Genomic DNA, 11,434 nt, shown 5'->3' with positions numbered 1-11,434 from the left:
CGATGCGGATGGTCGCGGCGTTGATCATGCGTGGGGCTATAAAGCGATGCCTGCGGGCGGTCAAGATACGATGGCGTCATTTCGGGGCGCTTGCAACGCAAGCGAACCCGGACTCTCGCGCCCCAAGCTCCAGATTCCGGGTTCGCGCGCTCGAGGCGCGCGCCCCGGAATGACGCTCCATGTCAGATCGCCGGATTCCACGGCATCGGAATGACTCGATACCCGTCGCCGTCCTTTTCGAGATGGGCTAGTCCGGGGAACGGATAATGGAATGCCTGAAGCAGCAGCTTCTCCGTTACCACCATGTCATAGATGCGGCGGCGCGTTTTTTCCGCAACATCCGCGTCCTGATCGAAAAAGGCATGCCACCCCGGATGTGTCGCAAACGGATTCGGATTGTTGGTCACGTCGGATTGGATGAACACCTTCCCCGAACCGGATGACAGCACGTAGGACGTATGCCCAGGCGTGTGCCCGACGGTCTCGACCGCAAGCAGGCCGGGCGCGATTTCCTTGCCCCACTCGTACGGCGTCACCTTTCGCTTGAGGCCGGCATCGAAGATGTTGCGGTTGTTCTTGAACAGGCTCTGCATGCGGCCCGCGGGCGCGCGGCTCATCTCGCCATCGTCCATCCAGAACTTCCATTCGACCGCCGGCACCAGCACTTCGGCATTCGGAAAGGCCGGCGTGCCTTCGGCGGTCAGCAACCCGTTCACGTGGTCGGTGTGAAAGTGAGAAATCACCACCATGTCGACGGCCTTGGGATCGAAGCCCGCGGCCGCCATGTTCTCCGCGAACAGCCCGTTGGTCCTGTTCTTCTCCCGCGCCAATGGTCCGTTGCCGGTATCAATCACCACGACCTTGCCGCCGGTGTTGATCACGAGCGGGGCGAAATAGATCGTCATCGTATCGCCGGGCAGGAACGCCCGTTGGAGCGCCGCGCTGACGTCTTCCTTCTTGGCATTGGTGATGAAGGAATCCTCCAGCGGAAAGGTGAACCTGCCGTCGGACACCACGCTGACCTCGATGTCGCCGACCCTGTAGCGATAGAAGCTTGGCGCCTGTTTATCCGCCGGCGCCGCAGCGGCACTCGCCGCCGTCGACCCGAGCAATGGTGCAGCCGCGATCGCCGCGGCGGACGCGAGTGCTTGCCGTCGTGATAGTTGCATGGCCGTCCTCCCACCGACAGAATGAATTCCGAATTGTTCGCTCGTCGCCTGTCTTGCGTCGATCGTAGCAAGATCGCGTTTGCTGCGCGAACAGGACGAGTGTCCCGGTCGCTAACCCCCGCCCTCTCGCGTTTATTCCGGCTAAACCGCGCGCCAGAGCCATTCCATCACCTGCGCGATCACGTCGCCAAACAGGAGCAGGACGGCGGCCCAGATCAGGGCGGAAACGAAATTGGCGACTTGAAACTCCCAATAGGGCATTTCGAAAATGCCGGCCACCAACGGCACCGAGGCGCGCAAGGGGCCGAAGAAACGACCGATGAAGATGCTGGGGACGCCCCAGCGCCGAACGAAAGCTTCGCCCCTGGGCAGGATGTCGGGATAGCGCGAGAGCGGCCAGATCTGCGCAACCTGTTCCTTGTAACGAAAGCCGAACCAATAGGAGACCCAGTCCCCCAGCGCCGCACCGATGCCGCCTGCAATCCACACCGGGAGGAAGTTGATACCACTTGCCCCGATCAGCGCGCCAATCGCGACCAGCGCGCCCCAGGCCGGGATCAATAGCGAGAAAAACGCGAGCGATTCACCGAACGCCAGCAGGAACACGATCGGGGCGGCCCAGGCCTGATGGTCGCGCACGAAACTGACCACGGCGCGCGCAAACTCTTCCATGTCCCAAAAAAGCCCTTCTCGCCCCGTTCCAATCCTGGAACCCGGTTAGCGCCCAGACGCCTAAAAACACGTAAGCCGGCCGCTTGCGCGACTTCAAGTCACAAAGGCATAGGACGCGGTAATCCCCTTGCGGAGCCGGCCGTCACTTTTTAAGCCCGGCCGTGGCATAGTCACCTGAACCCTGATTCGCCGCGCGTACTTGCGCGCACTATATGAAGATCTATGGCCAAACCTTTGAAAGCTCTTGCCAAAACCAAAGCGCCCAACGACCTGTTTGGGGCTGAGGACCCAAAACGCCGCCCGGCGGCAAAGGCTGCCTCACGCGGCGGTGGCGCCGAAGACGGCTACACCGCGCGCGACATCGAGGTGCTCGAGGGTCTGGAACCGGTACGCCGGCGCCCGGGCATGTATATCGGCGGCACCGACGAAAAGGCGCTGCACCATCTCTTTGCCGAAGTCATCGACAACTCGATGGACGAGGCGCTGGCGGGCCACGCCACCTTCATCGAGGTGGAGCTTTCAGCCGACGGCTTCCTCACCGTGACCGACAATGGCCGCGGCATTCCCATCGACCCGCATCCGAAATTCCCGAAGAAGTCCGCGCTCGAAATCATCATGTGCACGCTGCACGCGGGCGGAAAGTTCGACTCCAAGGTCTATGAGACCTCCGGCGGTCTGCATGGCGTCGGTATTTCCGTGGTGAACGCGTTGTCGACACGGCTCGAGGTCGAGGTCGCGCGCGGCCAGAAGCTCTATCGCATGGCGTTCGAACGCGGCCATCCCAAGGGCAAGCTCGAGGACCTCGGCAAGGTCAGCAACCGCCGCGGCACCAAGGTTCGCTTCAAGCCCGATCCGGAGATTTTCGGCGCCAAGGCCGCGTTCAAGCCGCAGCGGCTGTTCAAGATGGCGCGCTCCAAGGCCTATCTGTTTGGTGGCGTCGAAATTCGCTGGCGTTGCGCACCTGACCTGCTCAAGGCCGTCGAAGACGTGCCGGCGGAAGCGACGTTCCACTTCCCCGGCGGCCTGAAGGACTATCTCGCCGCCGCGATCCATGCCGACACGCTGGTGCATCCGGATATTTTCTCCGGCAAGTCCGGGCGCGTCGGCGGCCATGGCGGTTGCGAATGGGCGGTAGCTTGGACCGCGGATGCCGACGGCTTCATGTCCTCCTACTGCAACACGATCCCGACCGGCGACGGCGGCACCCACGAATCGGGCATCCGCAGCGCCTTGTTGCGCGGCCTGAAGGATCACGCCGAACGCGTCGGCCAGAGCAAGCGCGCCGCCAACGTCACGTCCGAAGACGTGATGGTCGGTGCCGCCGTCATGCTCTCGGTGTTCGTGCGCGAGCCCGAATTTCAGGGCCAGACCAAGGACCGACTCGCCACCGCCGAAGCGCAGCGCATCGTCGAACAGGCGGTGAAGGATCCGTTCGACCACTGGCTATCCGGCAATCCCGTGCAGGCCAACAGGCTGCTCGACTTCGTGATCGAGCGCGCCGACGAACGCATCCGCCGCCGCCAGGAGAAGGAGGTCGCGCGCAAGACCGCGACCAAGAAAGCGCGGCTGCCCGGCAAGCTCGCCGACTGCACCGACAGCGCGCAGGAAGGATCGGAGATCTTCATCGTCGAAGGCGACTCCGCGGGCGGCACCGCAAAGGTCGCGCGCGATCGCAAGAAGCAGGCCGTGCTGCCCTTGCGCGGCAAGATTCTCAACGTCGCCTCCGCCGGCAAGGACAAGCTGATGGCCAACGCCCAGCTCGCCGATCTCGTGCAGGCGCTCGGCTGCGGCACCGGCGCGCATTATCGCGAAGAGGATTTACGCTACTCGCGCATCATCATCATGACCGACGCCGACGTCGACGGCGCGCATATCGCCTCGCTCCTGATCACCTTCTTCTACCGGCAGATGCCGCGCCTGATCGATGAAGGCCATCTCTACCTTGCGGTGCCGCCGCTCTACAAGCTCACCCACGGTAGCAAGACGGTCTATGCCAGGGACGATGCCGACAAGGAGAAGAAGCTAAAGAGCGAGTTCAACGCCAACGCCAAGGTCGATATCGGCCGATTCAAGGGCCTCGGCGAAATGATGCCGGCGCAGCTCAAGGAAACCACGATGGACCCGGCCAGGCGCACGCTGCTTCGCGTGGTGCTGCTTGCCGACGATCGCGAAGGTACCGCCGATTCGGTCGAGCGCCTGATGGGCACCAAGGCCGAGGCGCGATTCGCCTTCATCTCCGAAAAGGCCGAATTCGCCAGGGAAGACCTGCTGGACGTTTAGGCAATCACAGCCATCCGTTGCGCCGAAGAAAATCGCCTCCGGTCGCGCCCGGAGGCGATTTTCTTTAGTTTTCAAACGCTTGCAGAAATCCTCTTTCCCGTGCTTACGCGATGGTTTTCGGCACAACTGTGCCTACCCTGCAACAGCATTTTGGGTCGAACCGGCTATATTGTTTGCGAATTGGGGACGAGGCCCCGCCTGGAATTTCAACGCGGTCAGTTCGAACGCTCAAAGATCTGAAGGAATGACAATGAAAAAGCTCCTGCTCGCTCTGTCCGCTGTGGCAGCGATCACCGGCTCGGCCAATGCGGCCGATCTCGCGGCGCGGCCTTACACCAAGGCTCCTCCGCCGGTCGCGCCCGCTTATAACTGGACCGGCTTCTACATCTTCGGCGGTGGCGGCGGCGGCATCTGGGATGCCGACCAGCACACGCAGACGACCGTGGGCGCCGTGCCGCTGACGATCGATCAGCGCCAGGGCGGCGATGGTTGGTTCGGCACCGTCGGTCTCGGCTATGACTGGCAGTTCAACAATAGCTGGGTGGTTGGCGTGTTCGCTGACGGCCAGTTCGGCAGTCTGCGCGGCAGCCTCTCGGATGCGTTCAACGGCATCACCGGCCGCATCAAGCTGCAGGACTCCTGGGCCGCCGGCGTGCGCTTCGGCTATCTGGTTGCGCCGAACGTGTTCTCCTATGTCAACGGCGGTTATTCCGGTTCGCACTGGTCGGGCTCGACCCTGGTCGATAATCTCAGCGGCCTCCCGGTCGGTCTTCACACCGACAGCTTCAATCGCAACGGCTGGTTTGTCGGTGGCGGCGTCGAAAACAGCCTGAACATCTTCGGCCTCACGGCGCCCGGCTGGTTCATGAAGACCGAATATCGCGCGGCCTATTACAACAAGAAGGCCGTCGACGAGCGCTTCGACGGCACGAACATCCTGTTCGGCGACTCGGTCACCTTCAAGCCTCTGGTGCAGACCGTCAGCACCTCGCTGGTCTACCGCTTCAACTGGACCGGCCCGGTGGTCGCGAAGTACTGATCGCTTTCTGACGTCAAACTTGAAAGCCCCGGCCTGGTCCGGGGCTTTTTGATTCCTGCATTCCACAAGAAGTGGACAAGCGCCGTTTCGGGTGAAGCTCACCTTGTTGACCGCCATATTCCATGGCGGATTCGAGCGGCTCGCGGCTGGTCACGCCCTTGGACTGTGTTTAGGCTCGCCGAAAGTTTCCCTCGTCGCCGCCGCCGAAGCGTTGCGCGGCCGGACGAAGGCCGAATGTCGATAAGAGACCGCCCTCAATTCGTCTTGGGAGGAAACACCATGCGCAGGGCGCTTCTGATCGTTGGCCTGTTGGCACTTGCCATTGGCCTGCTCTGGATCGGCCAAGGCACCGGCGTTATCAGGTGGCCGCCTGAAAGCTTCATGGTCGATGAAATCCAATGGGCCGGCTATGGCGTGGCCCTGGCCGCCCTTGGGCTGATCTTGATCTGGCAAGCGAAGGGCTGAAATCCTTTGGAGTAGATCCACAATGAAACCCGAACTGTTCGACCTCGGCGGCAAGATCGCAATCGTCACCGGCGGCAATGGCGGCATTGGATTAGGCATGGCGCGTGGGCTCGCCGATGCTGGCGCGAAGCTCGCCATCGTCGGACGCAATGCGGATAAGTCGGAGCAAGCGGTAGCGGAGATCGCAGCCCGCGGTGCCAAGGCCATTTCTGTTGTCGCCGATGTCACCGACGGGAACGCCGTTGCCAAGATGGTCGAGCGCGTCGGAAGCGAGTTCGGCCGCATCGACATTCTCATCAACAACGCCGGTATCAACATCCGCAAGCCGCCGCACGCACTCGAGCTCGATGAATGGCAACGGGTGATCGATACCAACCTCACCAGCGCTTTTGCTTGTTCGAAAGCTGTGCATCCAGCGATGAAGGAAGCCGGCGGCGGCAAGATCATCAACATCGGCTCGATGATGTCGATCTTCGGCGCAAGCTTTGCGCCGGCCTACGCGGCGAGCAAGGGCGGCATCGTGCAGTTCACGCGTTCATGCGCTTGCGCCTGGGCCGCCGATAAGATCCAGGTCAATGCGATTCTCCCGGGTTGGATCGACACCGACCTCACCAAACGCGCCCGCGCCGAGATCGGCGGCCTGCATGAGCGCGTGCTGGCACGTACGCCCGTGGCACGCTGGGGTGCGATCGACGACTTCGCGGGTATTGCAGTGTTTCTCGCTTCGTCCGCTTCCGACTTCGTCACCGGCACCGCGATCCCCGTGGACGGCGGCTATTCCATTACGGGCTAAAAGCGATCGCCGGCGTTTCCGCGCCAAAACGACAAGCCCCGGCCAAGACCGGGGCTTGCACTGATCGCGGACGACCGAAATCAATAACGGGCAGCGACCGGAGCACCCAAGCCGCCAAAACCGCCGAAGCGCCAGTTCAGGCGAACCAGGCCAATGTCGACGTCCTGACCGATGTGTTCGGTCTCAAAGAACGCCCCGGTCGGACCCGTGAGGTTGACGTTGCGGCTGCCCATGAACAGATGGTCGTACTCGACACCGATTGACCAGTTTGGCGCGAAGCCGAATTCCAGACCGGCGCCGACCGTGCCGCCCCAACGGGTTTCGTCGGCCCGGGCCAGCAACGCGCCGGTCCCGCTGAACGCGTCAAACCTGTTGCCGGCGACGGCGGCGCCGCCTTTGACGTAGAGCAGGACATTGTTCCAGGCGTAGCCAACCTGACCGGTGAGCAACCCAAAAGCATCGAGTCGCGAACGGTTGAAGTCGGGCGCGAAGAGAAGGCTAGTATTACTGCCTCTGAAATCAGCCCAGTTACCCTGCCCTTCGAGACCGAACACCCAACTGGCTGTCTGCCAGCGATAGCCGATTTGACCACCGGCCGTGCCCCCGGTTGCGTTATGGCAACCTTCCCGTCCGGGCAGACTGGCAAAAATATCGGTTACGAGGTCCCAGCAATTGTGCGACGAGCCACCGCCGCCGTTGACACCAATATAGAAGCCGCTCCAGTCGTAGAGGACGGGCGCGGGGGCCGGCGGCGCCTTGGTGTAGGGCCGTGCCGCGATATCGGCCGCCGAAGCGCCGTCAAGGCCTGCGATCGAAATAACAGACGCGAAAACCCAACCAAGATGCCGTTTCATGGAAGCCCCTCCAAAGCACAGCGAGCGAACTGTTGAGTGATAGTACGCTACACGCTGAAGGCGAGCGATATGGAACCCTGGGTTGGCTGGCCACCGGCATCACTTTGATCGCGCAAGTTGCATATGAGCAACAAAATGCGCGCAGAAATGGCAATAATGCTGTCGCATTAGGGACGAAAACTCCCGATCTCCAACACGCTGTCATCGCCATAGGTGAGCACCTCGACCATCCCCGACCGGTGCCGCGGCCCCCAAGGATAGGCTTCGGAAAACGTCACGGCAGTGCATGGCTGACAGGGATTTGGGCGAAAACGTTAGGGTTTTTCGGCGCTTCCCGCGCCTGCTCCATTGACTTCCGGCGATTCCACCCTATGTTCCCTGTTGAAGCGGCAGGTAATCGAACAAGCGATTCCGCTGAAATGCCGCCGTCAGCGTAAGTCAGCGCCCCCAGCTTTTGAAAGCGCGCCGTTTCGGGGTTGCACGCGACAGCCTTTTACCCCCTCGATACCAAACGGCGGTTTCGACTAGAGGCTCAATGTCTTTTTCCCATCTCGGTCTATCCGACAAGGTGCTAGCGGCCGTTGCGGCTACCGGCTACACCAACCCCACCCCTATTCAGGATCAGGCAATTCCGCACGTGCTGGCCCGTCGAGACGTTCTCGGCATCGCCCAGACCGGCACCGGCAAGACCGCCGCCTTCGTGCTCCCAATGCTCACCATCCTGGAAAAGGGTCGCGCGCGGGCCCGCATGCCCCGCACCCTGATCCTGGAGCCGACCCGCGAGCTGGCCGCCCAGGTCAAAGAGAATTTTGATCGCTATGGTGCAGGCCAGAAGCTCAACGTCGCGCTCCTGATCGGCGGCGTCTCGTTCGGCGATCAGGACTCCAAATTGACCAGGGGCGTCGACGTTCTGATCGCAACTCCCGGTCGCCTGCTCGATCATACCGAGCGCGGCGGACTACTTCTCACCGGGGTCGAGCTCCTGGTGATCGACGAAGCCGACCGCATGCTCGACATGGGCTTCATCCCCGACATCGAGCGCATCTGCAAGCTCGTTCCGTTCACCCGCCAGACCCTGTTCTTTACCGCGACGATGCCGCCGGAGATTCGGCGCGTCACTGAGGCCTTCCTGCACAATCCCGTCAAGGTCGAGGTCTCCAGGCCCGCGACCACCGCCTCCACGGTCGCGCAATCGCAGGTGCCCGCCCGCAGCGAACCACATCAAAAACGCGAGCTATTGCGGCACCTGTTGCGTGAAGCCAAGGACCTGAAGAACGCGATCATCTTCTGCAATCGCAAGCGCGAGGTCGCTATCCTTCACAAGTCGCTGCAGAAGCATGGCTTTTCCGTTGGCGCCCTGCATGGCGACATGGATCAGCCGGCGCGCATGGCGGCGCTCGATCAATTCCGCAAGGGCGAACTGCCGCTGCTCGTCGCTTCCGATGTCGCCGCACGCGGCCTCGATATTCCCGAAGTCAGTCACGTCTTCAATTTCGACGTCCCTCATCATCCCGACGATTATGTCCACCGCATCGGCCGCACGGGGCGCGCGGGTCGCAGTGGAACGGCGATTTCCATCGTCACACCGCTGGACCAGAAGTCGGTCGCGGCGATCGAAAAGCTGATCGGGCAAAGCATCCCCCGCGCCGAAGGCGATTTCTCCAGCGAAAACGCCGAAGAGAGTGAGCATCCTCGCGAGCACAGGTCACGCGAATCCTCGCGCCGCGGACGTAAGGGTGGCCGAGATCGCGAGACGCGCCATGGTGGCGGGCGCCACCACGGTGCGCCAGGACAACAAGCGCCGGTCGCACAACGCACGCCGTCGGTGGCGCAACGCGGCGAGCCGCGGCGCGCGCGCGACGTTGATTCGGAGCCGGCCGACCACTCCCATCTTCCGGCCTTCCTGCTGCGGCCGGTGCGCGCCCGCGTCTGAAGAAGCACCTATTTACCGCTCGTTCACGATCGTCTATTAACGTGCCCGCTATAATTTGAGCGATTGCTGCAAGCGGGCGGCGCGGCCCTGCTATGGGGGCATAATAGTGGTCAAGGTGCTCGACGAACACGAACGCACGATGGCGTTTGCCGAAGTCGCCCTTGGGCAGATCAGGTCTCTCCGCCAGACAGCCATCCCTCGCAACTATGAAATCTGGTACGTCTACGCGACCGGATACAACGCGCCGCTCAACAAGATCATCAACGAGACGCTGGCGCGTAATGGCAAGCTGACCGAGGCCGATCTCGAACAGATCTACGACACCTATCTTTCCCACATCAAAACCACCGACCGCATCGACAAGGTCGGCGCGCGCGTCATCGGGGAAATCGATGAGGTCTTAAAGCTCCTCACCGACGCCCTCGGCATGTCCGAGAGTTATGAGGCCTGCCTGGACGGTGCGACGCAAAAGCTTTCGACCGCGCGTACGGCCGCGCAGGTCAAGCCGATCGTGGAAATGCTGCTGAAGTCGACGCGCGAGATGCGCGAGACCAACATGGCCCTCGAACAGCGGCTCACGCTGTCACGAGGCGAGATCAGCAATCTGCAGCAGAGTCTCGAGGCGATCCGGGCGGAAAGCCTGACCGACCCGCTGACGGGACTTGGAAATCGCAAATATTTCGACCGCATGATCGAGACCGAGGTGCAGAACGCGCTGGCGAATAACCAGCCGCTCTCGCTGCTCATGTTCGACATCGATCATTTCAAGTCGTTCAACGATTCCTACGGCCATCTCACTGGAGATCAGGTCTTGCGGCTGGTCGGCCTGTCCCTGAAGCAGACCATCAAGGGCCAGGACATCACGGCGCGCTACGGCGGCGAGGAGTTCGCGGTCGTGCTGCCCAATACCGCGCTGCGCCAGGCGCTGACGGTTGCAGATCACATCCGCCGCGCGATCATGGCCAAGGAATTGAAGAAGAAGTCGACCGGCGAGATTCTCGGCCGCGTCACCATCTCGGTCGGTGTCTCCATGCTCAAGCCCGACGACGACACGGACTCCCTGATCGAGCGCGCCGACGCCTGCCTCTATGCCGCCAAGCGCGCCGGCCGCAACCGCGTGGTCTGCGAAGTCGATCCGGAATATACCGCCGAGATGCGGGGCCAAGTGGCGTGAATTCCGTTTGATGAACGCTCCGTCCTGGCCGGGCTTGTCCTGGCCATGACGATGTCAATTTCAGCGCGCCAGCCTCTTTGTCCCGGCTTTCTTCTTGGCAGGCTTCTTCTTGCCAGCCGCGCCTCTCGGCACTGCCTTGCGCACCTTCGTTCGCTTCTTCAGCGCGGCGCGCTGGGCCGCCGCCAACGCCGCCCGAGCCCATTGAGCCAGCTCTTCGGAATCATCGAACAGCCGCGCCGGCAACTGCCAGTAGGAGCCAACCGTCACGGTCTTGGTACGGGTCTGGTATTGAAACGGCTGCGAGCCCTCGGTTTCGAATTGCGGGATCGTGATTTCGTCGGCCCGGAAATAAAGCCCGCTGCGCAGCGCCAGCGCGAAGTTGGTGCCATCAGCGGAGATACCGAAGCCGGAAAACATCCGCCGGATGGTGACAGGACCGAAATCGACGAACAGATCGATCAGGAAATCGCGGTCCATTGGCGCCTCACCCCGACGTCAACCCTCATGGTGAGAGCGCGAAGCGCATCCCGGACCATGAGGCCCTTTTCTCACTCGCGGCCATCCTTCGAGACGCCGTGCGCAGAGCGCGGCTCCTCAGCAGGATGAGGCCATCATGCTCGGACTCGGCGAAGCTAAACCTGCGCGGGCTTTAGCTGAACGGATTCGCCGCAGCCGCAGGCGGAAACCTGGTTGGGATTATTGAAGACGAACTGCGCCTGCATCTTGTCGACCTTGTAATCCATCTCGGTTCCCAGGAGGAACAAGACGGCTTTGGGATCGACCAGGATCTTCACGCCCTTGTCCTCGACGACCTCGTCGGTCGAACGGATTTCGTGGGCGTATTCCACTGTATAGGACTGTCCGGCACAGCCGCCATTCTTGACGCCGACACGCAAGCCGACGATTTCGGAATCGGCACGCCTGGTCAGCTCCAGCACGCGCTGCGCCGCCGCATCGGTCAATTTCATGACCTGCGGACGCGGCCGCGCCTTCGGCTTGGAAGCTGGGTTGGGAGAAGCCTGTGTCATATTCGTCATGTGGTCAGTCCCATCGGC

At 62.1% G+C, this 11,434-nt stretch carries 12 protein-coding genes; 7 read left to right on the top strand and 5 right to left on the bottom strand.

The window, feature by feature from the left end; genetic code table 11:
- Nucleotides 1-182 precede the first annotated feature (182 nt).
- Complete coding sequence (locus P6U23_RS19780) at nucleotides 183-1,169, bottom strand: MBL fold metallo-hydrolase (protein ID WP_407174126.1); 987 nt, start codon at nucleotides 1,167-1,169, stop codon at nucleotides 183-185.
- A 141-nt stretch (nucleotides 1,170-1,310) separates the two neighbouring features.
- Nucleotides 1,311-1,841 carry a DedA family protein gene (locus P6U23_RS19775; protein WP_407174124.1) on the bottom strand — a complete coding sequence of 177 codons (531 nt, stop codon included), beginning with the start codon at nucleotides 1,839-1,841 and terminating at the stop codon, nucleotides 1,311-1,313.
- Nucleotides 1,842-2,063: 222 nt separating this feature from the next.
- Between P6U23_RS19775 and parE the strand changes: the two genes are divergently transcribed.
- From parE to P6U23_RS19755, 4 genes are all read left to right on the top strand, one after another.
- Nucleotides 2,064-4,121 (top strand): DNA topoisomerase IV subunit B, encoded by a 2,058-nt coding sequence (gene parE, locus P6U23_RS19770; protein WP_407174122.1) that lies wholly within the window; start codon nucleotides 2,064-2,066, stop codon nucleotides 4,119-4,121.
- Between the two features lie 250 nt (nucleotides 4,122-4,371).
- Nucleotides 4,372-5,160, top strand: coding sequence for an outer membrane protein (locus P6U23_RS19765; protein ID WP_407174120.1), 789 nt, complete (start codon nucleotides 4,372-4,374; stop codon nucleotides 5,158-5,160).
- Between the two features lie 279 nt (nucleotides 5,161-5,439).
- Entirely contained in the window at nucleotides 5,440-5,625 is a 186-nt protein-coding gene (locus P6U23_RS19760) for a hypothetical protein (protein ID WP_407174118.1), read from the top strand.
- Between the two features lie 22 nt (nucleotides 5,626-5,647).
- Nucleotides 5,648-6,418 carry an SDR family NAD(P)-dependent oxidoreductase gene (locus tag P6U23_RS19755; RefSeq protein WP_407174116.1) on the top strand — a complete coding sequence of 257 codons (771 nt, stop codon included), beginning with the start codon at nucleotides 5,648-5,650 and terminating at the stop codon, nucleotides 6,416-6,418.
- 80 nt (nucleotides 6,419-6,498) lie between these two features.
- Here the strand turns inward: P6U23_RS19755 and P6U23_RS19750 are convergent, their stop codons facing one another.
- Nucleotides 6,499-7,272, bottom strand: coding sequence for an outer membrane protein (locus P6U23_RS19750; protein ID WP_407174114.1), 774 nt, complete (start codon nucleotides 7,270-7,272; stop codon nucleotides 6,499-6,501).
- 32 nt (nucleotides 7,273-7,304) lie between these two features.
- Here P6U23_RS19750 and P6U23_RS19745 point away from each other — a divergent pair, with 32 nt between their 5' ends.
- The 3 genes from P6U23_RS19745 to P6U23_RS19735 all read left to right on the top strand — a co-directional run bounded on the left by P6U23_RS19745 (nucleotide 7,305) and on the right by P6U23_RS19735 (nucleotide 10,379).
- Nucleotides 7,305-7,709, top strand: coding sequence for a hypothetical protein (locus P6U23_RS19745; RefSeq protein ID WP_407174113.1), 405 nt, complete (start codon nucleotides 7,305-7,307; stop codon nucleotides 7,707-7,709).
- A 98-nt stretch (nucleotides 7,710-7,807) separates the two neighbouring features.
- A complete protein-coding gene (locus P6U23_RS19740; RefSeq protein ID WP_407174112.1) occupies nucleotides 7,808-9,205 on the top strand; it encodes a DEAD/DEAH box helicase in 1,398 nt (465 codons plus the stop codon).
- A 106-nt stretch (nucleotides 9,206-9,311) separates the two neighbouring features.
- Nucleotides 9,312-10,379: a GGDEF domain-containing protein gene (locus P6U23_RS19735; protein ID WP_407174111.1), complete on the top strand. Its 1,068-nt coding sequence runs from the start codon at nucleotides 9,312-9,314 to the stop codon at nucleotides 10,377-10,379.
- 60 nt (nucleotides 10,380-10,439) lie between these two features.
- Here P6U23_RS19735 and P6U23_RS19730 read toward each other — a convergent pair whose 3' ends face one another.
- Both P6U23_RS19730 and P6U23_RS19725 read right to left on the bottom strand, forming a co-directional pair.
- Nucleotides 10,440-10,856 carry a TfoX/Sxy family protein gene (locus P6U23_RS19730; RefSeq protein ID WP_407174109.1) on the bottom strand — a complete coding sequence of 139 codons (417 nt, stop codon included), beginning with the start codon at nucleotides 10,854-10,856 and terminating at the stop codon, nucleotides 10,440-10,442.
- Between the two features lie 155 nt (nucleotides 10,857-11,011).
- The gene (locus P6U23_RS19725; protein WP_024509761.1) at nucleotides 11,012-11,407 is read right to left on the bottom strand and encodes an iron-sulfur cluster assembly accessory protein; all 396 of its coding nucleotides are present in this window, start codon (nucleotides 11,405-11,407) and stop codon (nucleotides 11,012-11,014) included.
- Nucleotides 11,408-11,434: the final 27 nt, after the last annotated feature.

The sequence above is a fragment of the Bradyrhizobium sp. STM 3562 genome (genome assembly GCF_045571435.1).
GTDB lineage: Bacteria > Pseudomonadota > Alphaproteobacteria > Rhizobiales > Xanthobacteraceae > Bradyrhizobium.
The sequence above is the reverse complement of the archived record's forward strand: the minus strand, read 5'-3'. Positions and strand labels throughout refer to the sequence as shown.